We start from the raw sequence: 25,766 nt of genomic DNA, 5'->3' as shown, positions 1-25,766 counted from the left end.
CGGTCTACCAACCCGTTTGGGAGAAAATTGTATAATTTTTAGGCATTAGAGCTTGTTTTGTTCATAGGAATCGACCATGAGGGTTGATGGATGAGGAAACCACTCCAGACAGCGAACGGAGTCACAACCTTTACACCCTCATTTGGTTGGGCTGCAAACCTCACCTCGGGACGTGCTCCCTGTCGCCAGACAGGGTGACAGACGCAGAGCGTATCACAAGGCTACGTAGCCACTTTTAATTGCTTGCCAAACTCGCCATAGCGATACAACTTGTTATCCAAAGGACTCACAATGAAATCTTTGTGAACCGTCCCAACGACAAATAATGACTCAAAGTTGATAAATTTCTGCTCTCTCAGGTCAAAAACTTTCGAGTCGTTAATGGCAACTTTGTCGGCTACGTACCAATAAATGACTTGGTGGTACTCTTTCAACTTGGTGGGAATACGTTGCTGAATTTCTTCGTAGACCTGAGCCCAGTCCGAACCGACTTTGGTTTCCAGAAAACGCTTCAACAGCGAGGTGTTAATTTTGCCGTTGTAGAATTTCACGGATTGGCCCATGCCTTCAAATTTGGGCAACTCCTCCAAGTCTTTTGCTTTAACTTTTTGTCGGTCTTGGGCATAGGATTGGCTAAAGACGTATCGGCGCTCACTGCCGGATGTCTTGAGCCGACTAATCAACCATCGTTTGTTATGCCTTAAGTTATTTGACATTTACAAGCCATTTTTTTGCCTAACTGGGGCGTTTCCTTTATCGCAGGAGAGCCCAAAATGGAAGCCTCTAAGTCCGTTAATTCAGGCGATTCTTGTGTCGACCGAAGCCGAACAATGAGCCCAAACCGACCTGTCTCGGGACGTGCAGCCTGTCGCACGAAGCTCACAAACACACTTTTTAATGCTTTTGGCTTGCACCCAACGACCATGAGGGTTGATGGATGATGACGCTACGTGCCTGAACACGAATAACTCCCAACCTTTACACCCTCATTTGGTTGGGCTGCCCCAACTTGCCCTCGGGACGGGCTCCCTGTCGACGGAAAGCGACCCTACGCGGAACTGACTAACGAGCCTCCTCACAAACTGACTTCTGTTTATCCACTGTGTCTCGGAAGTCCACCAAATAAATGTTAGGCTTTTTAGGATTGTAATAAATCCAATAAGTGCCTTTACCAGATTTGTTGTCTCTCAAGTGCTGGGCAATTTCTTCATTGTATACATTTGTTTCAAGAATAATCTCTTTATAATCAATCTCCATTTTATGCTTGACTACGCACTTGTACAAATGGGAGCCTTTGGGATTGAAATCAATGGAAATGACCTTAGTATGTCGTTCTTGATAGTTTTGAGGTAGGGTTACGTACCCATAATTTTTTGGGAGTACTCGAACACAATAAGCTGCCGCCAGAATTCCCAGAGATGCGAGGACAAACGTAACAACTCGTCTGGTAACACTGATAGGCAAACCCTTTTGTTGGCGATTTCTAAACTGTAGATAAATAATAAGTCCCAGTACAATAAGAACTAAAGCGATTGCTGCTTGCACCAGCAACCATGTCCATGTGTAACCACTAAAGGGATAAAACTCGGCCGGATTACAATTCACTGCAAAAATCTAATTTAATGTCTCCTAAACTGAGCGTTCCCGTTGTCAAACGAGATGCGGAAATGAAAGTTAAACCTACCTAACCGAGAGTGGCTCGTGTCGACCGAAGCCGACCAACGAGCCAAAACCGCCCTGTTACGGGACGTGCTACCTGTCGCCCGTAAGCTGGACTTTGAAGCACTCACTGTTTGGCTGTTCACCCAACGACCATGAGGGTTGATGGATGAGCAAGCTACGTTACTGAACAAAATCAACTTCCAACCTTTACACCCTCATTTGGTTGGGCTGCCCCGCTTGCCCTCGGGACGGGCTCCCTGTCACCGGAGAGCTACCCCGCGCGGAGCGCACAACAACGCACTAACCGATTAAACCGAGCCCGAAGCCAAGCGTGACCCGCCCCGACAGGCTGGTTTTGGTTTTCACGCCGAGCGCGAAGCCCAAAACTGGCCTGTCGGGGCGTTTCCGGTGTCGCAGGTGACCCAAAAGCGCCCCCATGCCGGTGTTTATTTTGTCGACCGAAACCGCCAAACGAGCCAAACGAGCCAAACAGCCTACCCTGTCAAGACGTACGCCCTGTCGACCGGACGCTGGCAAACACACTTTTCATTTTGGCTGTTGTGTCCACCCAACGACCGCGAGGGCTGATGGATGAGCGAGTAATATAACTGAACATGAACTGCTTCAACCTTTACACCCTCGTTTGGTTGGGCTGCCCCAACTTTCCCTCGGGACGGGCTCCATGTCGCCGGAACGGGGACAGCGCGGAGCCAATCAACAACCGGTACGCCGGGGCGGCACGAAAACCGATTAAAGCCGAGCGCAAAGCCTTTTTTTACTACGTTGCAGACCCGCGCCAAGCCTTTTCACTACGTTGTCGCGGAGCGCTTGCCCTGTCGACCGCTACGTGCCCAACTCGCTTTTATCAGCCTGTCCGACCGGGGCGCTTCTGGTGTCGACCGCAACCCGACTGGCGAACCAAAACCGTTCTGTCGCGGGACGATGACCCTGTCGACCGAGACACGGCCACTACGTTGTTTTCGCTGTTGAGTCCACCCAACGCCAACGGGTGTTGATGGTGAGCACGCTACGTCCCTGAACAACAGCCACCTGAACCTTTACACACCCGTTTGGTTGGGCTGCTAAGCCTTCCCACCGGGACGCGCTCCCTGTCGCAAGACAGGGAAACTACGCGGAGCGGATCAACAATGCACACAACCGATGAAAGCCGAGCGCGAAGCTCTTTTACTACGTTTCCGAGCCGCGCCAAACCTTTCACTACGTTGTCGCGGGGCGATTGCCCTGTCGACCGCTAGGTGGCACACTTGCTTTTGTCAGCCTGCCCAACCGGGGCGTTTCTCCTGTCGACCGAGACACAGCCACTACGTTATTTTTCAGCTTGTATGTTCACCCAACATAGTATTGTACGCAAAACTGCGGAACTACTTTGCTCTGAAAATCAGTTGTTTTTAGTTCTGTAGTGAACAAATCTAAACAAATCAGTAAATTGCCTGAAGGTCTTTCCATATTTTTATCAATGAAGTGATTAAACGGTATATATATCAGTCAATAGCGCGAACCTGGGATATTGAGGGGTACCCAAACTACTTCTTCGATGAAAAGGGTGTTTTCTACCGAATCACCAAACAAGGCAATGTAGTCCGACTTCGGCGGGCAGTCAAACGGTATACGCAAGGCTACGTTCTAAAAAGTCGCTTTTACAGCCTCACTCAACTCCGTCCATTGCTCCACCGGCATGTACCTACAGATCATCCAATGGACTTTTGAGTGTGCTGATTGTATGGGAAGTCACATGCGTATAACGCATGGTGGTTAGAATACTCGCATGACCCAGCAATTCCTGAATGTAGCGAATATCAGTACCCGACTCCAACAAATGTGTTGCAAATGAATGTCTTAGTGAGTGGATTCCACCACGCTTCTGAATGCCAGCCGCATGTACGGCATTGCTGTAGACGAACTGAATAGTACGGTTGGCTATTGGCTCGTGATTTTCAGCGTTCTCAAATAAAAACACCTGTGGGTTATACGCTGTCTGATACTCGGCAAGGAGCAAATCCATTTTTTCCGTTAACATAACCACCCGGTCTTTTTTACCTTTTCCTCCTCTAACTGTAATCAATCGTCGAACACGGTCAATGTCTGTCAGGCGGATACATGCCACTTCGCTCAAACGCAGGCCAGTTGCGTAAACGAGCTTGAATAAAGTCCTGTATTTCAGACTGGTCGTTGCACGAAAAATAGTTTTTACCTCCGCCACACTATACACAGTAGGCAATTTATGAGCCTGCCGAGGGTAGCTGATGTCGTAAAATTCTTTTTCCCGCTGCAAGACTTTTTCGCAATAGAACTTCCAGGCATTGATATGAACGTTGAGGGTCGAAGGGTTGTACCGTCGCTTTTCGACAAGAAATAACAAGTAGTTCTGATATTGAGCTTTGATCAACGAGTCGACAGAGTTTGGCTGATAATAACGAATCAGGCTAATCAACGCCTGCTTATAATTCTTTATGGTTTTATAGCTATACCCACGGATCTGCAAAGCGTTGCAAACAGCCAGAATAACCGGATGCTTATCGAACTGACGGATGGGTGGCTTATGCCAGAAACCAGCTCGGCGAAGTTTCTCTGTCTGAGTGTGCCTGTAAAATCGTAGCGATTCAGCCGGAGGCCAAGGGGGATTGGTGGCCTTCTCAATCTCCGCAGGCGTTGCTTCGGGCTTGTATAAGCGAACAACACGTTCGTCGAAACGGCAATACGCTTTACCAAATAATTGACCGATTTTCACAACCGAGTAGCGGGTATTGGGTACTATCCAACACCGACGGGAATAGCTCCAGCGCCGGCCCGGAACCTGCCGAATCAGGTCATTCCCGACCGGATCTTCAGGAAATGAAACCGCTAATAAGGTGACGTCTTTTTCGTCGATTTGAATCGTAATCATGCCCAATGAGACTTCCCAATGCGTTAAAAGTCTCTATTCGGCAGGATGTACAGTAGGGTTGTATGCTAATCCTGTACATCCTGCCGAAAGTACTATTACAGTTCAAATGTGATACCCTGAGCTAACGGCATGGTTATACCGTAGTTGATGGTGTTGGTCTGCCGACGCATATAGGCTTTCCAGGCGTCGGAGCCCGATTCACGGCCTCCACCGGTTTCTTTTTCTCCTCCAAAAGCCCCTCCAATCTCTGCACCCGAGGTGCCGATATTTACGTTGGCAATGCCACAATCGGACCCCGCAATGGACAGGAACCGCTCTGCTTCGCGTAGGTTTAGTGTAAAAATGGCCGACGATAAGCCTTGAGGTACAGTATTTTGCAGTCCAATAGCTTCGTCTAAAGTGCCGTATTTTAGTAGGTATAGAATAGGGGCAAAGGTTTCTTGCTGCACAATAGGCCAGTGATTTTCGGCTTCGGCAATACAGGGCTTTACGTAGCAGCCCGATTCAAAACCTGGGCCATCCAACACGCCCGGTTCTACCACAAATCGGCCACCCGACTCACGAATATCGTTTACGGCCGTCTGATACGCTTTCACCGCTGCCTGATCGATCACGGGCCCAACATGGAAGGTTTCGTCTAACGGGTTTCCTATACGCAACTGCGTGTACGCCTTATTCAGTCGATTTTTTACGTCGTCGTAGATACGCTCCTGTACAATAATCCGGCGGGTGGTAGTGCAGCGCTGACCAGCCGTACCGACTGCTCCGAAAACGATGGCGGGAATTGCCAGATCCAGATCAGCATGTTCCGAAACGATGATGGCGTTGTTGCCCCCCAGTTCGAGCAGGCATTTACCCAATCGACCTGCTACCGTTTCGGCAACGGCTTTGCCCATACGTGTACTTCCAGTAGCCGATACCAGGGCTACGCGCGGGTCGCGGGCCAGCCATTCTCCTGCATCGCGGCCACCCGTAATAAGGCATGATACACCTTCGGGTACATCGTTATTGCGTAAAACTTCACCAATAATCTGCTGGCAGGCCAGCGCCGTCAGCGGTGTTTTTTCCGAAGGTTTCCAGATGCAAACATCACCGCATACCCAGGCAATCATCGCATTCCATGACCAAACGGCTACAGGAAAATTAAAGGCTGAAATGATGCCTACAATACCGAGCGGATGCCATTGCTCCATCATCCGGTGGGCTGGCCGTTCGGAATGCATCGACAGACCATATAACTGACGCGACTGCCCCACGGCAAAATCGCAGATGTCAATAATTTCCTGAACCTCTCCCAGTCCTTCCTGCAACGATTTACCCATTTCATAGCTCACAAGCGTACCAAGTTCGCGCTTGTACCGCCGGAACTGTTCACCCATCTGCCGCACAATCTCGCCCCGACGCGGTGCCGGAACCAGGCGCCACTGTGCAAACGCGGCCTGGGCCGTTTCGACTACCTTATCGTAATCCGTTCGGGTAGATAGATGCACACGGGCAATGAGCTGACCATCGGCTGGCGAATACGAGTCAATCGTCTTTTCGCTCCGGTCCGTTGTGGAGTGCCAGAAATGCTGCCCTGTACTGGTTCCTGGCTTGACGGGCTGGGTGGGTAGGGGAAGAATAGACTGCATATACGTTTGAATTGTGGTTTGTTGAGACGTAGGCAAATCTACCCGCCTTTAGGCAAACAATGCCTATTTCACAACAAACTTTTTGGAAGCGATCGAGTTAAACCTGAACAAATGATATGACCAACTAGCCTTCATGTACTGCTTGGGATTTTGGCACTTCAGAAAGTCAAAAGCACCTATCCTGAACACGACAGGATCTGAAGAACATCTGGGCCAAACAACTAACGTTATGAAAATCAATAAAACGTTGAGCCTGGTAGCGATTGGCATCGCACTGGCTTCTTCTTCGACCTGGGCCCAAACAACGCCCACCGGAACCGTCTCGTCAAGTTCCATACCGCAGGGAGCCGTTGCGTCCGACTCAACACCCTCAAAATCAGCTACCCGTAATCAAAAACGGGCCATGCGTCAGGCTCGCCGATCGATGAACCAGAACAGTACAAACGGCACGGGTAACACCACAGCCCAGGATGCACAATATCGGCAAAGCTCAGCCAGCGACGGTACGGCTATTAACAACAGCAATACGACCAATTATAACAGTAACAACGTTACCAATGCCCCTACAGGTGCCGGAAGCAACCCCAACACCATGACAAATTCGGGGAATACGACAACGTCAACTCCTGCTACTAGTAACCGCAGTGGCATGAATCAAACGGATTCAAATGCAGGTACAGTGGAAGCCGTAAAAGGCGCCCGAACTACCGCAACGCCAGCTGTAAAAGCAGGAAGTACCGTTCGTAATTCAAGCGTAGGGGATTTTATTGGTTCCTCACCCAATTACATAACGCTGCAAAACGCCCTTCAGTCGTCGGATCTCTACGAGATGCTGAGAGGCAGTGGACCTTATACGCTTTTTGCACCGACCAACAGCGCGTTTAAGAAACTATCCTCCAGCATTCAGGCAGGTTTACTGGATGGTAGCCATCGGGATGCGCTGAAACAATTATTGTCTTACCATATCGTCAGTGGGGGTCTCAATTCGGATGAACTAAGCCAGCAAATTAAAGCAGGTAATGGCAAGGCCCAGTTAAAAACCCTTTCGGGTGAAACGCTTACGGCAGCCATGGATGCCAACGGTAAACTAATACTCACCGACGAACAAGGCAACACAGTCCATGTTGAGGGTAGTGGCAGCAGACAGGCAAATGGGATGGTTTATGGTATCGATAACGTACTCATGTCTAAAACGGGTGCATCTTCATTTAAATAAGATAGTAAAGCAGTAGAAACGGGATGACGGGAGTGATGAATGCTAGCTATTCTGGTTTCCATTGCTTCTCTAGTCCCTTTTTGCTGTTATTTTTCCCGTTTTCTAAAAACAACAAGCTTATTCGTGCCGTTAATAAAATGATATTGACGTTTATATGTCCGTTCATTTTTTAAAATTCTTATATATTTGACCCAATTAATACTCTCTGCGTGAAACGCCAGTCCTCTTTAGTGTCAGAAAGCGTCCTGATCGAGAAACTCACTCAACGCGATCAGCAGGCTTTTCAGTGGCTTTACGATCAGTACTCTCCCGCGCTATATGGCGTCGTATTGCGCATTGTCCGCGACGACGAACAAGCGGCTGATCTTCTTCAGGACATCTTCGTTAAAATCTGGAAAAACCTGGATGCGTACGATGCCAGCAAAGGGCGTTTGTTTACCTGGATGCTGAACATTGCCCGCAACAGCGCTATCGATTCCCTGCGAGCACGCAAAACCCAGCCTTCGGCAGCAATCCGAACGGATGAAGAGAACGTACATATAGTTGACAGGCAGTATAATACCGAACAGCCTAACCCAGAATTTATAGGTATTCAGGAGGTTGTCAGCCAATTGCGCCCCGAGCGCAAGCAGCTGATCGACCTGGTTTATTTTTCGGGCTATACGCATGAAGAAGCTGCTGAAAAACTGAACCTGCCTTTAGGAACTGTAAAAACGCGAATACGTGCGGCCTTACAGGAGCTGAAACAACTATTTAAATAATGAACGTAACTAGATCATGAACATAACGGAATATATAGCGTCAGGCATCCTGGAATCGTACGTAATGGGCGCGGTAAGCGACCAGGAACGACGCGAGGTGGAGTGCCTTTCGTCTATCTATCCTGAGATTCGTCAAGAAATCGATCAACTCGCTGAAGCCCTTGAAAACTATGCCCTGCTACATAGTGTCGAACCACCGGCTTCGGTCAAGGATAAACTACTGAAAGAACTGGAATTCGGGCAACCGAAAGAAATAGAACGAGAACCCATTATTCGTGAGTTGCCTACCAATGGCCCAACGTACCGGGTTACCTGGATCGTAGCTGCTTCAATGGGATTGCTTCTGCTGCTATTTTCCTTTTACCTGCTGTCCGAATTACGTACCAACCAGAAAACACTGGCGGCTACTCGCACGGCAAACGACGCACTGCAGCTTGAAATGCGCCAAATCCGGGATAACCAGTCCCGCACAGAACAGACGTTGGCGTTGCTTCGCCAACCCGGTTTACGAACGATCGAATTGCGCGGCAATGAGAAAGCCCCTCAGGGCGATATGATTGTTTTCTGGAATACGCAGACCCATCAGGTGGCGGTAGATGTTCGGTCTTTACCCAGTTTACCGGCCGATAAACAATATCAACTCTGGTCGATGGTTGATGGAAAACCAGTCGACGCTGGTGTATTTGACGCCACAAACGGCACAGAGCTGATTCAGCGACTCAATCGTACCGTTACCAGAGCCGAAGCCTTTGCCGTTACGGTCGAAAAACGGGGAGGAAGCCCCATCCCTACGACGTCTACACTGCTTGCCTTGTCGCCCGTAAACGCCTGAACGAGTCCATACATTATCTTGTTTTACGGTAACAGACCAACGTGGTGTATGGGAAGTAGTATCCCCAAACCCGTTTTGGCAGTAATCTGTTTCCGTAGTCGTTTGGTAAGACTGATTTCTCGGGGAATGGGCTATCAATCCAAATCCTAACGTTCAACAGAAACGTATATCTGGGTATAACGCTTAATCAGAACAATTCATGAAAACGCTTTTGTTATTCGTATTATCCGCCTGCTTCGTGTCGGCCATTCATCTTAGCCACCCGGTTTCCCAGCAAGAAGAGCCGCCTAAGAAAGTGGTTAAAACCGATGCCGAATGGAAGAAAATCCTGACGTCCGATCAGTATGCCGTTCTGCGTGAACATGGTACCGAACGAGCCGGTACAAGTCCACTGGTGGAGGAACATCGGCATGGTGTCTTTTATTGTGCTGGCTGCCATAGTCCTCTTTTCTCGTCCGATACCAAGTTTGAGTCGGGTACCGGCTGGCCAAGCTTCTACGCACCTATTTCGAAAAATGCAGTAAAAGAATCGGTCGATAGAAGTTATGGCATGGTGCGCACGGAAGTAACCTGCTCGGTATGTGGTGGGCATCTTGGACACGTTTTCAACGATGGGCCTAAACCAACCGGTCTTCGTTACTGCATGAACGGCGTGGCCATGACATTTGAAAAAAAATAACGCAAAGCTAGAAAGGCCAAACGGCCCCCAAACGATAACAGACTAAAAAGGAACCGGGTTGTGGATACAGCCCGGTTTTTGTATATCACATCGGCCGAAAATACGTTATCTTTGGGGTTCGGTCTGGATAGTGCCGCGAGGGTTTACATCGACCGTTTTTTCTGTCAGCAGCAGGCCAATTGGTCTCGGGCTGTAAATACTAGTTATAGAGAGTTTTCTTCAACACAACGCATGAGTCAATATAGGGAGCGATTCCGCGCCGTTCGGCACGCTTTTGGTGCATTTCGACAACGGATTCGACAACGCCAGAGTAAGCTGGGCAGCGTCAGACGTGGAGTAGGCCGACAAATCGTCAGAATAGCCGGTGAAGAGCGAGTTAGTTCGTGGATAAATACGTATCAGGAATACCGAAATCGCTTACGTACGTTTATCCATCAGTACATTGATCCTGACTCCTGGTATTATCCTTACCTCAAAGGCAGCGTTAAAGGTTTTCTCTGGGCATTTCTGGCTCTGGGTATTTATGTGTTCATCCTGAACTATAACTTCCTCTACCTCACGGGCTCCATGCCTAGTGTTGAAGAACTGAAGAATCCTAAGCTTAATCAATCGTCGGAAATTTACTCCCAGGATGGGGTGATGATCGGTAAATTTTACGCTGAAAACCGGACCCCGATCAATTACGAAAACATTCCCAAATCGCTCATCAATGCGCTGGTCGCAACTGAAGATGCCCGATTCTACGACCATGGTGGTATTGACCCACGTGCGATCGGCCGGGCAGTCATTAGTCTGGGCCGAGAAGGAGGGGGGTCTACGATTACACAGCAGCTGGCGAAGAACCTGTTTAAAACCCGGCGAAAAACGGAAACAGGGCTTCTAACCCGGATTCCACTGATTCGCAAAGTCATTTATAAGTCGAAAGAATGGCTGATGGCGCTGAAACTGGAACGAAATTTCACCAAAGATGAAATCATTACGTACTACTTCAACACGGTTGATTTCGGTAGTAATGCGTTTGGTTTAAAAACGGCCGCCCGAACGTTTTTTAACAAAGTGCCCGATAGCCTCAACGTTCAGGAAGGCGCTGTACTGGTCGGCTTACAGAAAGCGACAACCAGCTATAACCCGTTGCGGCACCCCGACCGCTCGCGTGAACGGAGGAATGTGGTACTGGCGCAGATGGCAAAGTATAAATTTCTTACCAAACACCAGGCCGACTCCATCAGCGCCCTACCCCTGGAAACCGATTTTACGCCCGAAAATCCGTATTCGGGCCCAGCCAGCTACCTCAAGAATGCCGTTCAGGATTTCGTTAAAAAATGGGGTGAGGAAAATGGGTATGATGTGTATACCGATGGCCTGCGCATCATAACGACCGTCGATTCGCGGATGCAGAAGTATGCAGAAGAGGCAACCAGTGAGAAAATGAAGCAGTTGCAGCGTACGTTCGACAACCACTGGCGCGGTCGCAATCCCTGGACGGATGAAGATGGTAATGAACTTCCCGGCTTTATCGACTCTGTTGCCCGGCGTACCGAGCGTTACAAATCGCTCAGCCGACGTTTTCTTCCTCTCTATCCCGACTCTATTATGTACTACATGAAAAATGTGAAGTACAAAATGCGGGTATTCAGCTGGACCAACAAACGAGGCTACGATTCAACCGAAATGACGCCTTACGACTCCATTGCCTACTATAAGCATTTTTTGCAGGCCGGTATGGTGGCTATGGACCCGCGCACGGGCTATATCCGGGCCTGGGTAGGCGGTCTGGATTATGACTACTTCAAATACGACCATGTGAAACAGGCCAAACGGCAGCCTGGGTCAACCTTCAAGCCGTTCGTCTATACGACCGCCATCGACGATACCTTGATTAACCTAAGCCCCTGCGACCGGGTTCAGGACCGACCGTTCCGCAAGGAATATCGGGAGAATGGCGAAGATAAAATCTGGGAACCACGCAATTCGACTGGATATTATACCTATTCAAACATGACGTTGCGAAAGGCACTGGCTCGGTCGGTAAACTCAATCACTGCCCAGCTAACCGATCAGGTTGGCCCGGAGCGGGTTGCTGAGTACGCCCATCGGATGGGTATCAAAAGTCGCCTACAGGCTGTGCCGTCTATTGGCCTGGGCTCGTCGGATGTATCGTTATACGAGCTGGTGAGTGCCTATTGTACGTTCGTCAATGATGGCGAAACGACAGAGCCGGTGATTGTTCAGCGCATCGAAGACCGGGATGGCAATGTAATCGAAACATTCACGAGCCAGCACAAACGGGCCATCAGTCCCGAAACGGCTTTCCTGATGCGGTACATGCTGCAAGGCGGTTTACAGGAGTCGGGGGGGACATCGCAAAACCTGTGGTCGTTCGATTTATTTAAAAATCACAATGAAATGGGCGGCAAAACCGGCACCACATCGAACAACTCGGATGGTTGGTTTGTTGGTGTATCAAACAATCTGGTGGTTGGGGCCTGGGTTGGTGGTGATGATCGAAGTATCCACTTCCGCTCAACGGATTTGGGCGAAGGTGCCAAAACCGCCTTACCGCTGGTAGGACGGTTTCTGGAAAAAGTGTATGCCGATCCGAAGTTTAAAAACTTACAGGGCCCCTTCCCGAAAGCAGACGGTATTACTAAAAACTATTTAAACTGTGGGCCTTCCGATGATGAAGCCAGCAGCGAAGAATCTGACTCGACCGATACGTCGGGGGCATCAGGGGATTCGCTCTTGTTACAAACTCCATCGGAAGTAGAGCCGACTACACCACCCGATACCACAGGTGGCAATCGGTAGCCCAACCATTTACTCAAATTTTTAGCCATCCACGATTCGGCTGGATAAAAATTTGCGGGGGTACTATTCACACAATTTAGGTTATGAAACGGTTCTTACGAATATTTTGCTGGGGTTTATTAACGCTATTCGTTTTGGCCGCTTGTGTGGTTAGTGGTGCCTGGTTTTTCGAATCCCGACTGACAAATCAGGAAATAGTGGATGAATTTAAAGGTCAACGCATTCGTCCGGTTGTTCATTCGTATCAGGTTGCAGGGTTAAAAAATCCAGATGGCACCGAGGAGCCTCCTCGGACGATTCGTTTTATTGAAACCCCAACCCAACCCGGCGATTCTGCGCTACCGGTGGTTCTGTTTGTGCACGGCGCTCCTAGCTCACTCTCGTTTTTCTCGGATTTCTTTAAAGACACCATGCTGTTAAATCGGGCTCAGCTTGTAGCCGTTGACCGACCAGGCTATGGGTTTTCTGATTTTGGCCGTGTTGAAACGTCTATTATCCGGCAAGCCGAATACCTTCAACCCCTAATTGACCGCTACAAAAAAGCACCTTATCTGATGATTGTAGGTTCATCATATGGGGGTTCGGTTTCTGCGCGGCTCGCGATGAACAATCCCGATTGGGTCGATCATGTCGTATTCGTTTCGTCGGCACTAGGACCGGGCCTTGAGCGAACATATCCTATTAGTTACTTTGCCGACAGCCCTCTCATCCGTTGGGGGGTGCCGCCACTGCTTCGGCTGGCCAATGATGAGAAACTGGCTCACCGGAAAGCCCTGGAAGCTATTCTGCCCGACTGGCCTAAAATTCGTGCCAGCATTACCATGCTTCATGGCCAACTCGACGAACTGGTGTACCCTACCAATATATCGTTTGCTCAGCAGCATTTGGTCAATGCCAAGGTGAAGCAGTTTTTACTTCCTGAAAATCGGCATGACATTGTCTTTAATAAACGCGAATACATGACTCAGATCATCCTCGATATCCTGAACAGACGGGTTGTTAAAGAAACAGTCCATGTGAAGTCGATGGCACTAAAGTAATCAGCGCATCTACACTTGTCAAACCGTTATTTCGATTTGATTACTTTCGGGGTCCAGCACAATGCTTTCGTAATAGCCATCACCTGTCAGGCGGGGTTCTCCGACAATTGTATAGCCATCCCGTCGAAGCCGCTCGGTTAACCTATCAACTGCTTCTTTACTCCCTACCGACATAGCCAGGTGTGTCAGGCCCAGGTATTGACTCAAACCATCTGCTGCCAGATCGATTATGCCAGGCATAAGCATCAGTTCGAGTCGGGCGCTGCCACCGGGGAAGGTCAAAAAATAGGATGAAAACGCTTTGCGGGGATTGCTATATTTATCGTTGGCCGTTGCGCCAAAATAGGTTTCATAAAAGGTCCGCATCGTTTCCAGATCACGAACCCACATCGCTAGGTGTTCAATATGCATAAAACAAAGTGAAGACTGAGCAATGAAGCGTGAAAAATAAGGCACGTCAGCCCATTTTTCACGCTTCACTCTATTTCACAGCACCAGAGCAGGCATCCAGAATACACCATCGCCGAGCCATCGATAGCGCTCATGCTTCAGAAAATAGTCGGGATACCGCTGAATACCGTATAAAGTCAAACTCATCAGGGCGAGCATAATAGCTGATCGCTGCGCAAACCGATCTTTTGTCAGGAAACAAAGGATTAATCCGGTGGCGATAATCCCAAACGTTAACCAGCGAAGAATAATGTCGCATCGGTCAATTCCCCATTCCGTTGCCAGTGAAAACATCGGCTGGCTAGGCGACTCCTCCTGTTCCATGATCGCAAATAGCAACAGATTCTGAAAGGCAATCCCCAAAAACATCAGACATTCAGCTGTGTCGATCGAGCTGATCACGGGCCGTTGAACCCAGACGCTACCCCAAACGCCAGCAGTATAGAGTGTTGCCACAAGAGGTTCTTTCAACAATAAAGCCGTATGCTTTGACGGCAACCGAAATACGGCGCCAACATACGCTACACAAATAGCCCCGAGTACAATACCAAACTTAACGACACTGACGGGCAGAAAAAAAGCCAGAATAATCACTAGTACAGCCGCTCCAATCACGGCCCACCCTAACAGGGGAGCATAGTGCCGATGAAATTGATGCCGGGCCGATAGGGGTAGCCTGGAGGCCCCTAACGCGTATTTTCGCACATCCAGCAACCGATCTGCCGTATAAATAATAAAAACGACTAACGCCAGCACAACGGGAGTAGCCCAGTGAATTGGTTCGACATCCGATAACCGGGCTGCCATTCGGTTCGACAGCACAGCCCCGATGACCACCGGAAAGCTCATGTAGTAAATGTTGCGGATATAGGTCAGCAAAGGAAAGTCTACTTTATTTTAATTGTCTACAATTACAGCAACGTCTGATCGATGGGCGGAGCTAGCCAGGGCTCCTGATACTGAATAACCTCCACTGATTGCCCTACCCGAACAGTTCCGACAACAGCCGCTCCGGTCGATTTAACCAGCATATTCTGACCAAACAAAAGCTTATGTTTCCATTGCCGATAGGTTGCTAATGTTCGTAATGGTTCTTTCCCCTGCTCACCTGTTTCGGGATCGATGGTCGTCAATACGCAACGAGCGCAGGGTTTCACGCCATAAAAATTCAGATTGCCGATGCGAAACTCGGCCCAGCTATCTTCTTCGTTCGGCAAACTACCGTTCACAATAAAGTTCGGCCGAAACCGGCGCATTGACATAGGCGTAGCGAGCCGGGTATTTAAGTAATCGAGCGACGACTGACCGATAAGCAAGTATGGGTATCCATCGGCAAAACTAACCGCATCGTCATTTAGGGCATACTCCGTATCGACGGCCCGGTGGGTTGTTTCAGGCATAAAAACCAACCGGCATGGCTGGCCCAGAACATTGGTAAACCAGGTATCGGCTTCCGGGCTTACTGTTACAGCCGGAACATCTTTACTATCCCAGATAGTAACCAGCATAGACTCCGTCGGATCAGATACCATAAGGGGCAGCATCAGTACATCGTCTGGTCGCTGGCGATGCCATACCTGCAACGCATCACCTTCAATGGCTACATCCATCAGGGCCATCTGTGGATTAGCCCGCTGGGTTAAAAACTCACCGGCTGGCGTAACCAGCATAAATCGTCGGTCGTATCGAAGCCCTTTTTCTTCAACTACCACCTCGTTTACAGCAATGCCACCGAGTGATTTTATTGGATAGATATAGAGTTCAGAAATAGTCATAGCAGTTTACAGTAATCTTTTACAACTCCATCCTCGGCATCGGGCTAACGGTTTGCGCCGTAAAGTCGCCCTGCTCATACTTAAATTGTGCGGCAATGGCAATCATGGCAGCATTATCGGTACAATACTCAAACCGGGGAATATAGACCTTCCAGCCCAGCGATTCACCCAATTGAGTTAAAGCGGTTCGGAGGCCGCTATTCGCCGATACACCACCCGCAATCGCAATTTCCCGGATACCCGTTTCGCGGGCAGCCCGCTTCAGTTTAGTGAGTAGCATCTGCACCAGTGTATGCTGAATGCTGGCGCAAATATCCGCCATGTTCTCCTCAATAAATCCGGGATTGGCCTTTGTGCGATCGCGAAGGAAGTACAGAATAGCTGTTTTAATACCACTAAATGAAAAATCCAGATTGGGCATTTCGCTCATTGGGAATCGAAATGCCAGAGGATTCCCGGCTTTTGCATATTTATCAACCAATGGCCCACCTGGATACGGCAGCCCAAGCAGCTTGGCCGATTTATCAAATGCCTCGCCTACAGCATCATCCATCGTCTGCCCGATCACGGTCATATTGAGCGGCCCATCGACCCGAACGATCTGGGTATGACCTCCGCTCACCGTAAGGCACAGGAATGGAAAAGCCGGTTTAGGATTTTCAATAAAATGCGCCAACACATGGGCCTGCATGTGGTTTACTTCAATAAGTGGGATGTTCAGCCCCAGGGCAAGCGCCTTGGCAAACGAAGCGCCCACCAGCAACGAACCTAATAAACCCGGTCCGCGTGTAAAAGCGACGGCAGATAAGGCTTTTTTCGATAAATTTGCGTCGGCTAATGCCCGTTCCACTACGGGTAGAATGTGCTGCTGATGTGCTCGGGAAGCCAATTCAGGCACTACTCCGCCGTATTGCTCGTGAATTAACTGCGTAGCAATTACGTTCGACCGAATATGTCCGTTGACCAAAACAGAGGCCGATGTTTCGTCGCAGGAAGACTCAATAGCTAAAATGTTCACCGTACAAAACTAATGGATAATGATTTCTCCCAGAATAAACAATGGAAGTTGTCGTTAAACCGTTCCATCAAATAGGTATCAAATTAGGGTTGAGTTTGTGGTTTACGGCTTTGGTATACAGCTGACTGGCGCATTTGTCGTTCTCTTTATGTGCCAGTAAATCATAAACTAGAAACCAAACACTGTTTAATTTTCTTTCTATCTTAGGCTTTCCAGCGCCGGATGCGTCAGTTTTTTTCCATATTCCTGAAAACACTGCTCTACCTGTTTGTTACGGTAGTTGTGTTGGCGTTGGGAATATTGCTGGGACTGCAAATACCGGCCGTACAGACGCGTCTGGCTAAAGAAGGGGCGGAGTGGCTTTCCAGTAAACTGCTTTTTCCTGTCACCATTGACGGTGTTTCGATCAAATGGTTCGATTCATTAACCCTCGAACACCTCACTATTCAGGATCGGCAGGGTCGCCCTATGATCGTAGTTGGCCGACTCGACGCCGACTACAATCTCCGAAATCTGATCGACTCATCAGCCCATAACATCCATCTGGATGAAGTCGTCCTGTATCGTCCTGACGTACGGATGATCAAGAACAAAACCAATGGCGACACGAACCTCGACGATTTTATTGCTCGAATCGAAGAGCTGACCTCCGACCCAACCAAGCCAAGTATCCCCAACCAGAATGTCCCCTTCACTGTCGGCCATATTCATCTGGTCGATGGCAAATATACCCTCGAAGATCCCCGTGAGCCATTCATGCATGACCGGAATAGCTTCGATTATAACCACTTCACACTCCAGAAGCTCAACGCGGAAGTCAGTGATTTTTTAGTGCTGGGCGATACCATTGCCTTCGAAGCCAAAGGGCTGTCGGGTATTGACCGTGACTCGCGCATCAAAATCCGTCGACTCGACACACGCTTTCTGTATTGCAATACCAAAATGGAGCTTGCCGAATTGTATGCACATATTGGTAACTCTGTCATTCGCAATGAATTGACCTTTTTATACGACAAACCATCGGCGTTTGGTGATTTTAATAGCCGGGTACTAATGCAGGCCCGTTTTCGGGATAGCAAAGTTCAGTCGGCCGATCTGGGCTTTTTCTCCGATTACCTGCGTGGCCTGAAAGAAACCTGGTATCTGACGGGCAACTTTACGGGAACTGTCATTGACTTCCAGTTGCAGAAGACTGATCTTCGCTTTGGACCGAATGGCCGAAGTCGGCTGGCAGGAGATATCGCCTGGAAAGGCCTGCCCGACATCGATCACACAACGGTCAATTTTGCCTTTACCCCTTCGGTCGTGAACATGGCCGACATTCGGCAGTATTATCCGGATACGTCCTTCAATCATACCATTCAGAAACTCGGCACAGCATCTTTCGACGCTACGTTTGTCGGCGCCTTTGATAACTTCAAAACCAAAGGTACATTCCGCACAGCGATTGGCTTGGTAACGGGCGACCTGGCCCTCAAACTGGCCGACAAATCTGATCAGACAACCTACACAGCCAACCTGCGTAGCGAAAATCTCGATCTGGGACAATTGATTGATCAACCTGATGAGTTTGGTAAACTTACGGGCGAAGGACGCATTACCGGACGGGGCACTGATTTCAAGCGGGCAACCATCGATTTCGACGGCAAGTTTAGCCAGTTTAGCTGGCAACGATATGCCTATCAGCAGGTAGCGGCTCGTGGCAATTTGCAAAAAGCCTTATTTCAGGGTCAGTTGCATATTCACGATCCCAATTTATCCTTCGACCTTGACGGTGAATTTAATCTTAGCGGCCCACGAAATCACTTCGACTTCAAAGGGGATATCCAGCGGGCCGATTTACGGGCATTAGGCTACCTCAACGATTCCCTGGTTGTTCAGAGTAATGTAGATGTACAACTGGAAGGCAGTAAACTCGATGACATTGTTGGCAGTGCTATTTTTAACAATACGATGCTGAGTCGAAATGGTCGAAATCTGGCTATTGAGAAACTGAATCTAACCTCGTCGATTGAACAACACGCCAGAGGAACCGTCGATTCAATGGGCAGCCAGCGCTATTTTGACCTCGACTCCGATTTTCTGACCACACGCCTTCAGGGGAATTTCGAACCGCAGCGTACGATTGATGATCTGAAGCGTCTTGTACGTGAATATACGCTGCACTTTGCAGGCGACGCAGCGGGCATGAAGGCATACTATGCCCAGAAACGCATAGCGGAAGCCCGGCTGGCCAGTCGTCGTGCGGGAGTTGCCCAAACCCGCTATGGAGTCGATTATCAGTTGATCACCAAAAACAGTTCGCCCTTACTGACTTTTCTGGGATCACCCGTTTACATAGCCCCGTCAACACGACTGGAAGGCCGCTTTACCGAAGACAATACCTCCTTTCTGACAGCCACCGTCAAGACCGATTCGCTGCACTTTGGTAGCATTAGCTTTGGGCCGAGCGATCTGGATCTAACAACGTCAAAATTTAAGCTAAACGAAGAAGTACTGGCATCGGCCGTTATTTCGTCAAAGCGACAAGTCTTCAGTTCGCTGCTGCCCACTCAAAACCTACAGGTTGAAGCCTCGTGGGATGTAGACCACATCGACTTCACGAGTGATATTGACCAGGCCGATAGTAGTGGCTCTTACACCAATCACGCTGACTTAAACGGCGAACTTCGATTTAAAGGCGACGCCATTGACCTGACCTTCCGCCAGTCGAAACTTCGCGTGCTAAATGGCAACTGGATACTAAATCCGGAAAGCCTGATTCGGAAAGTGGGAAATGAATATACCATTCGTAACCTGTCGCTGGTCAATGAGGCCCAACTGGTTCAGGCATCAGGTAAAATTTCGACCGATTCGGTTGAGCACTTAGCCATCGAGGCCCAGAATTTTCTGTTGGCCTCTCTAAACTCGGTTCTGAATACAAAATTGGGTGGCAGTCTGAATGGGTCGATGGCGATACGGAATATCTACCGAACGCCCATTATTGAAAGTGCCCTGTCGGTACGTGCATTTTCGTACGACAATGCCCTGATTGGTGATGTTCGCGGCCAGGGCGACTGGGACCCACAGACCCAGCGAGTGAATGTAACAGCCAGCATCAACCGGAACGGGGCCAACGTAGTCACCCTAATCGGAACGTATAATCCACAGCTTAAAACGGACCCATTGGCGGTTAAAGCGAGTGTCAACAACGCTGATCTGGTTTTATTGGAACCTTTTACAACCGGGCTTTTCTCGAATCTGGGTGGCATTGCCAGCGGAACAATTGCCGTAACGGGTAAACCAGCCGCCCCAGTTCTAAAAGGCGAAGTAGCGATTCAGGGTGGGCACGGCCGATTCGATTACCTAAAAGCAGATTTTGCCTTCGATGACAAAATCTATTTCGGTGAAAACGAGATCATAACCCGGCAGTTGATGCTCCGCGATCCACAGGGTAACACAGCTACCTTACGTGGGGGAGTATATCATGACTACTTTCGCTACTTTACTCTCGGGTTCGATGCAGATCTGAAGAATTTCCGCATTATGAACACCACGGCTAAAGATAATGACGCCTTTTACGGACAAGCTGTCGTAACAGGCCATGCCGAACTCTATGGCCCAACTGACAACCTCACAATCCGGTCTACGGCAACCAGCAATAAAGGAACCAAGATTTATATCCCGCTCGATGGCGCAACATCGGTCGATGCCGATGACCAGATTCGGTTTGTCAACCTGAGCAGTAAAACACCGGGTAAACCCACCAGCCAGACTGCAACGGAATCAGAAAACGAAATCGACCTGTCGCGCATCCAGATGGATTTCAACTTCGATATTACTCCCGATGCCTATTGTGAAATCCAGCTAGACCGCCAGACGGGCGATATTATCAAGGCTTATGGTCAGGGGCGGGTGGCCATGAAAGTCGATACGAAAGGCGACTTCACCATGACGGGGAATTATGAAATTCTGAAAGGCGATTACACCTTTACCTTCCAGAACATCATTAACAAACGGTTCGAGATCCGTCCGAACAGCCGGATCACCTGGACTGGCGATCCCTATGGGGCATTGCTGGATGTGACAGCAGCTTACACTCAATATACATCGCTGGCACCCCTGCTTGTCAACCAGTCAGCGGCAACCACATCAGCCGAACAAACCCGGCGATATCCGGTCGATCTGGTTATTAAACTCAATGGTGAACTGGGGACTCCTACCATCGGTTATGATCTTGATATTAAGGAATACCCTTCATCGTCAACCTATCGGCAGGCAGTCACGGCCTTTGAATCCCGACTACAGAGCAACGATCAGGAGCTAACCCGGCAGGTAAGTAGTGTTCTTCTATTCAATCAGTTATTGCCTGAAGGGACCAGCCTGTTCGATCAGGGGCAGGTAAACTCTGGGGTTGCGAACAGCGTGAGTGAGTTGATTTCAAATCAGATCAGTAGGCTGGCCTCAAACCTGAATGAAAACCTCGATATAGGCGTATCCTTTGGTGGATTTACCAGCACCAGTACCCAAAACGATAATCTACTTAATAACCTACAGTTGCGGTTTTCGTATCGACTGCTCAATGACCGGCTACGGATCAGCCGCGATGGTGGCTTTACCTACGGCCAGAGCCAATATAATGCAGCCAGTTTGCTTGGTGAATGGACGCTGGAGTATTTTATTACGGCCGATGGGCATCTGCGTGCCAAGGTATACAACCGCAATCAGCAGAGTATTTTAAGTCAGTATAATCTGGCCAGTACCATTACGACGGGTGGTGGTATCAGCTTATTATATACCCGATCGTTCAATCATATATTCGGCAGCAAGCGCACAACACCAGGGCTAGTTCCACCAGCATCAGCTAGTGAATCGCTGCCGACGACTCCTTTGCCAGGTGCCAGCCTTTTAGGGAAACGGCGACAGGAGCTCTGATAACCATTGGATACCGGCACTAAGAAGGCCCGGATACTGCGCTGCCATTGTCTGCCAGCAGCGCTCTACAGTAGTTCAAAAAACAGTCTTCATAAAATTTCCTGAGAAATTCCGGCATAAATCCTTGCAGGGAATCGTCTATCGACTTAAGTTTGTTTAAAATTAGTCTAAATAAGAAATTTGCCTTGTTTGACATCAAAGAGCTTAAGCCCTGTGCGCCGGTTATGTTTCAGCCTTGAGATGCGCGACTCAATCCTTTGCCGGACACAGGCACTATTTCCGATTAAACCAACTGGCTATGACTACCTGTAAACCACTCATACTGCTTGAAGAAACGGCTTTCTATATTACTCAGTGCCAGCACTGCCAGCGTATTGGCCTGATTTACAATAATCTGGTGTTGGGGTTCAAGCATGAGGAGTTTATTGGACTCTGTCAAACTATCGACTCGGTACACTTCGACCAGAGCAGCGTTCTCCTTCCCGATGGACAGCCCTATCTGATCATTAAAACCGGGCATCCAGACATACAGCTTAGTTTATCAAAAACCGAATACACTCGTTTTCAGGCAGGTTTACAGCAGGCGCTTCACCGTATGAACCTGCATCAACTTCTACGCCTTCAGTCCAACTGATGGCCCTGTATCTGGTATGGACGGACGTTCGTACTGGCAATAAACGGAATATGGATAACTACGTTTCATAGGTTAAAAGCGATAGTAAAGGAACTGGTCATTGCCCGGTTCCTTTCTTTAAACTGTTCTGATGTATGCAAACTTCTTCTACACTACTTGCCACTGCCCGTATTAAATTCGAAGACTGGCTTCTGGCTAAAGGGTTACGTCGATCGGGTGAACGATTTGCCATTCTGGATGAGGTATATTCCCGCAATGATCATTTCGATGCCGAAGATCTATTCAAGTCCATGCAGGCAAAATCGTACCGGGTCAGTCGGGCAACCGTCTATAATACGCTGGATGTATTGATTGAGTGCGGTTTGATCATCAGGCATCAGTTTGGCGATGATGACAATGCAAAATATCGCTACGAAAAATCGCTGGGGCGACAGCAACATGCTCATCTGGTATGCACGCTCTGCCATCGGGTAAAAGAGTTCTGTGATCCACGGCTGCACCTTATCAAAACACACGTCGGAAAAGCCCTTCAGTTTCAGGTTGTATCCCACTCATTGGTTTTTTACGGCCAGTGTACCGACGAGGCCTGTGAAGCCCGGCTTGCTAACCTCGCTAAAGAGGATTAATTCGGCAGGGGGAAGGGGTAAAAGCATCCATTTTGCTCTTTATGGATAGAAACCTCTTCCTACATGCTCATGACTGTCTATTCTAGTGGCGGGCACCTTACTCGTCTGTTTGGTTTACTGCTCCTGCTAGCGCTCAACCATCCCCTTGTGGCTCAGCGGACCTTTACCAACCCCATCAAAAATTCAGGCCCCGATCCCTGGGTGCTACAAAAAGATGGCTGGTATTACTATATGAATACAACCGGTCGCAACCTCACACTCTGGAAGACCCAGAACATAGCCGACCTAGCTACAGCCGAGAGTAAAGTAGTCTACACCCCACCCGCTGGCAAGCCCTATTCCCGTGAGCTATGGGCTCCCGAAATTCATTTTCTGAACGGCCGCTGGTATATCTATTTTTCTGCCGATTCGCTCAATAATTTATCCCACCGGGTATGGGTCATCGAAAACCAATCGGCTGATCCGATGCAGGGCGAATGGACCATGAAAGGAAAAATTGGCGACAAAGGCAACCACTGGGCCATCGATATGTCGGTCATTGATTTTAATGGGCAGCTTTATGCCGCCTGGTCGGGCTGGGAGGGGCCAACGAATGGCCGGCAGGATATTTACCTTGCCCGACTGAAAAACCCGTGGACCATTGATGGCGAAAGGGTTAAGCTGTCTCAACCTGACCTCCCCTGGGAACAGCACGGCGATGTGCCGCAGGCGTGGCAGAAAAATGGAGAAGTTCCTAAAATTTACGTCAATGAAGGCCCTGAATTTCTACAGCATAATGGCAAGCTATTTATTGTGTATTCAGCCAATGCCTGCTGGCTTGACTACTGTATGGGTCTGTTAACCTATAGCGGCAAAGGCGATCTGCTCAACCCTAAAAACTGGATTAAAAGCCCCACTCCGGTTTTTCAGCAATCCCCTGAAAATGATGTCTGGGCCCCAGGGCATGGTGGGTTTTTCCGCTCGGCTGATGGCAAACAGGACTGGATGATTTACCATGCGAACCCATCAGCAACGGATGGCTGCGGCAACAAACGTGCTCCCCATATCCAGCCATTTACCTGGAATGCCGACGGATCACCTAATTTTGGAAAACCTGCTCCCAAAACGCCAATGCCTGTACCAGCAGAATAAATGGATAATGTGCAATGGCTAATGAAAAGGCTACCGTTATGCATTATTCATTGCACATTATTCATTATCCATTTGCAAACTCTCTGAAACAACCCTAATTAGTAGATCATGAAGCGATTTTCATTTTTAGTTCTTTTCCTCATCTCCACCCTCTCATTTGCGCAACCCAACGCACCAATTGCCCGATGGTCAGCCGCCAAAGCCAACGCCTGGTATGCCAAAGAGCCCTTTCTGGTCGGTTCCAACTATATTCCAGCCAATGCCATCAATGAACTCGAGATGTTCCAGGCCGAAAGCTTCGACCCGGCCACGATTGATAAAGAATTAGCGATGGCACAAAGCATCGGCATGAACACAATGCGGGTATTTCTGCATGATCTACTCTGGCAGGATGCGGCTGGCTTTACCAAACGACTCGACCAGTTTTTGAGTATCTGTGCCAAACATAAAATCCGACCAATGCTGGTCCTTTTTGATTCGTGCTGGGACCCACTCCCAAAACTTGGCAAACAGCACGAACCAACACCTGGTATTCATAACTCAGGCTGGGTGCAAAGTCCGGGAGCTGAAGCCCTCTCCGATGTATCGCAGTATCCCCGGCTGGAAGCGTACGTAAAAGGCGTAGTAGGTGCCTTTAAAAACGACAGTAGAATATTGGCCTGGGACATCTGGAATGAGCCAGACAATGGAAACGACAATAGCTATGGCCAAAATCACACTATCAAAACCGAATTGCCTAAAGCCCGTAAAATTGCCATTGTCACCCGATTGCTGCCGCACGTATTCCAGTGGGCTCGGGCCGCCGGAGCCACACAGCCCCTTACGTCTGGGGTATGGATTTACCGAAGCCCCGAAGACTGGCAAAATGCTTCTAAATGGTCGCCGATGGAAAAAGTACAGTTCGAAAATTCGGACATCATAACATTCCACCAATACTCGAAACCAGCCGATCTGGAGAAAGTTATTCCAGCGCTGGCCTCGTTTGGTCGTCCGGTCATTTGTACTGAATACATGGCGCGGGGTGTTGATAGTAAATTCCAGACACACCTGCCTATTGCAAAAAAAGCGAAAGTTGGCATGATCAACTGGGGATTTGTTGCGGGTAAAACGCAGACATTCCTGCCCTGGGATAGTTGGCAAAAACCCTACGTGAATGGTCGAGAGCCTTCAATCTGGTTCCATGAAGTATTTAAACAGGACGGCACCCCGGTCGATGCCGCCGAAGTCGCTGCGATCAGGCAGGCAACGGGAAAATAATCAGGCGTTCGTCAAAATTTTTCAAAAAAATTACGGCTGTAAACCGCTTGATTCCCAACGAATAGATACGGCAGGGTAACTTTTTTACCATTTTTTTTCAACGAACCACTTGCACGGAATCCCATAAACGCCTACTTTTGTGCCACGATTAAGGAAGACGGCAGCGTCAACCAAAATCAAAAAGTTGGTTCGGTAGTTCAGTTGGTTAGAATACCTGCCTGTCACGCAGGGGGTCGCGGGTTCGAGCCCCGTCCGGACCGCCAACACATAAAAAAGCCTCAAATTTACTAAATTTGAGGCTTTTTTATGTGTTATAGTTGGTTAGTTGTTGAAAATCAAGGATCAAGGCCAATACTTGTGGAGGGCGTTGTATTTTTCTAGGTTTGTGGCTTCACCCAAGTCTAGCTCATTTTGGAAAGTTTCTTGC

The 25,766-nt window shown here is 48.9% G+C and carries 19 protein-coding genes and 1 tRNA gene; 13 read left to right on the top strand and 7 right to left on the bottom strand.

Features of this window, described 5'->3' with window-relative positions:
* Positions 1-221: 221 nt before the first annotated feature.
* The gene (locus BGO59_RS31690; protein WP_293690972.1) at positions 222-716 is read right to left on the bottom strand and encodes a hypothetical protein; all 495 of its coding nucleotides are present in this window, start codon (positions 714-716) and stop codon (positions 222-224) included.
* Positions 717-2,276: 1,560 nt separating this feature from the next.
* Here BGO59_RS31690 and BGO59_RS31685 point away from each other — a divergent pair.
* Complete coding sequence (locus BGO59_RS31685; RefSeq protein ID WP_293690970.1) at positions 2,277-2,678, top strand: hypothetical protein; 402 nt, start codon at positions 2,277-2,279, stop codon at positions 2,676-2,678.
* A 686-nt stretch (positions 2,679-3,364) separates the two neighbouring features.
* Here the strand turns inward: BGO59_RS31685 and BGO59_RS31680 are convergent.
* Together BGO59_RS31680 and BGO59_RS31675 are read right to left on the bottom strand one after the other, a co-directional pair.
* The gene (locus BGO59_RS31680) at positions 3,365-4,567 is read right to left on the bottom strand and encodes a site-specific integrase (RefSeq protein ID WP_293690968.1); all 1,203 of its coding nucleotides are present in this window, start codon (positions 4,565-4,567) and stop codon (positions 3,365-3,367) included.
* A gap of 95 nt (positions 4,568-4,662) precedes the next feature.
* The gene (locus tag BGO59_RS31675; protein ID WP_293690966.1) at positions 4,663-6,198 is read right to left on the bottom strand and encodes an aldehyde dehydrogenase family protein; all 1,536 of its coding nucleotides are present in this window, start codon (positions 6,196-6,198) and stop codon (positions 4,663-4,665) included.
* Positions 6,199-6,427: 229 nt separating this feature from the next.
* Between BGO59_RS31675 and BGO59_RS31670 the strand changes: the two genes are divergently transcribed.
* The 6 genes from BGO59_RS31670 (at position 6,428) to BGO59_RS31645 (ending at position 13,534) form a co-directional block, all read left to right on the top strand.
* Positions 6,428-7,414 (top strand): fasciclin domain-containing protein, encoded by a 987-nt coding sequence (locus BGO59_RS31670; RefSeq protein ID WP_293690964.1) that lies wholly within the window; start codon positions 6,428-6,430, stop codon positions 7,412-7,414.
* 209 nt (positions 7,415-7,623) lie between these two features.
* The gene (locus BGO59_RS31665; RefSeq protein WP_293690962.1) at positions 7,624-8,175 is read left to right on the top strand and encodes a sigma-70 family RNA polymerase sigma factor; all 552 of its coding nucleotides are present in this window, start codon (positions 7,624-7,626) and stop codon (positions 8,173-8,175) included.
* Positions 8,176-8,191: 16 nt separating this feature from the next.
* Complete coding sequence (locus BGO59_RS31660) at positions 8,192-9,007, top strand: anti-sigma factor (RefSeq protein WP_293690960.1); 816 nt, start codon at positions 8,192-8,194, stop codon at positions 9,005-9,007.
* 199 nt (positions 9,008-9,206) lie between these two features.
* The gene (msrB, locus tag BGO59_RS31655; RefSeq protein ID WP_293690958.1) at positions 9,207-9,686 is read left to right on the top strand and encodes a peptide-methionine (R)-S-oxide reductase MsrB; all 480 of its coding nucleotides are present in this window, start codon (positions 9,207-9,209) and stop codon (positions 9,684-9,686) included.
* 231 nt (positions 9,687-9,917) lie between these two features.
* Complete coding sequence (locus BGO59_RS31650) at positions 9,918-12,494, top strand: transglycosylase domain-containing protein (protein ID WP_293690956.1); 2,577 nt, start codon at positions 9,918-9,920, stop codon at positions 12,492-12,494.
* Positions 12,495-12,577: 83 nt separating this feature from the next.
* Entirely contained in the window at positions 12,578-13,534 is a 957-nt protein-coding gene (locus BGO59_RS31645; RefSeq protein ID WP_293690954.1) for an alpha/beta hydrolase, read from the top strand.
* A gap of 18 nt (positions 13,535-13,552) precedes the next feature.
* On the opposite strand, the gene BGO59_RS31640 is transcribed toward BGO59_RS31645, so the two are convergent.
* The 4 genes from BGO59_RS31640 to tsaD form a co-directional block, all read right to left on the bottom strand.
* Complete coding sequence (locus BGO59_RS31640; protein ID WP_293690952.1) at positions 13,553-13,945, bottom strand: VOC family protein; 393 nt, start codon at positions 13,943-13,945, stop codon at positions 13,553-13,555.
* A 75-nt stretch (positions 13,946-14,020) separates the two neighbouring features.
* Positions 14,021-14,863: a hypothetical protein gene (locus BGO59_RS31635; protein ID WP_293690950.1), complete on the bottom strand. Its 843-nt coding sequence runs from the start codon at positions 14,861-14,863 to the stop codon at positions 14,021-14,023.
* Between the two features lie 32 nt (positions 14,864-14,895).
* A complete protein-coding gene (locus BGO59_RS31630; RefSeq protein ID WP_293690948.1) occupies positions 14,896-15,759 on the bottom strand; it encodes an MOSC N-terminal beta barrel domain-containing protein in 864 nt (287 codons plus the stop codon).
* A gap of 19 nt (positions 15,760-15,778) precedes the next feature.
* Positions 15,779-16,777 (bottom strand): tRNA (adenosine(37)-N6)-threonylcarbamoyltransferase complex transferase subunit TsaD, encoded by a 999-nt coding sequence (gene tsaD, locus BGO59_RS31625; RefSeq protein ID WP_293690946.1) that lies wholly within the window; start codon positions 16,775-16,777, stop codon positions 15,779-15,781.
* Between the two features lie 222 nt (positions 16,778-16,999).
* Between tsaD and BGO59_RS31620 the strand changes: the two genes are divergently transcribed.
* The 6 genes from BGO59_RS31620 (at position 17,000) to BGO59_RS31595 (ending at position 25,602) form a co-directional block, all read left to right on the top strand.
* Positions 17,000-21,691 (top strand): translocation/assembly module TamB domain-containing protein, encoded by a 4,692-nt coding sequence (locus BGO59_RS31620; protein WP_293690944.1) that lies wholly within the window; start codon positions 17,000-17,002, stop codon positions 21,689-21,691.
* 298 nt (positions 21,692-21,989) lie between these two features.
* Positions 21,990-22,325 carry a DUF6686 family protein gene (locus BGO59_RS31615; RefSeq protein WP_293690942.1) on the top strand — a complete coding sequence of 112 codons (336 nt, stop codon included), beginning with the start codon at positions 21,990-21,992 and terminating at the stop codon, positions 22,323-22,325.
* A gap of 134 nt (positions 22,326-22,459) precedes the next feature.
* The gene (locus BGO59_RS31610; protein ID WP_293690940.1) at positions 22,460-22,951 is read left to right on the top strand and encodes a Fur family transcriptional regulator; all 492 of its coding nucleotides are present in this window, start codon (positions 22,460-22,462) and stop codon (positions 22,949-22,951) included.
* 63 nt (positions 22,952-23,014) lie between these two features.
* Positions 23,015-24,082, top strand: a complete 1,068-nt coding sequence (locus BGO59_RS31605) for a glycoside hydrolase family 43 protein (RefSeq protein ID WP_293690938.1) — start codon at positions 23,015-23,017, stop codon at positions 24,080-24,082.
* A 108-nt stretch (positions 24,083-24,190) separates the two neighbouring features.
* Positions 24,191-25,339 carry a cellulase family glycosylhydrolase gene (locus BGO59_RS31600; RefSeq protein WP_293690936.1) on the top strand — a complete coding sequence of 383 codons (1,149 nt, stop codon included), beginning with the start codon at positions 24,191-24,193 and terminating at the stop codon, positions 25,337-25,339.
* 186 nt (positions 25,340-25,525) lie between these two features.
* Positions 25,526-25,602, top strand: a tRNA-Asp gene (locus BGO59_RS31595).
* Positions 25,603-25,766 lie beyond the last annotated feature (164 nt).

This window comes from Spirosoma sp. 48-14, from assembly GCF_001898575.1.
Taxonomy (GTDB): domain Bacteria; phylum Bacteroidota; class Bacteroidia; order Cytophagales; family Spirosomataceae; genus Spirosoma.
The sequence above is the reverse complement of the archived record's forward strand: the minus strand, read 5'-3'. Positions and strand labels throughout refer to the sequence as shown.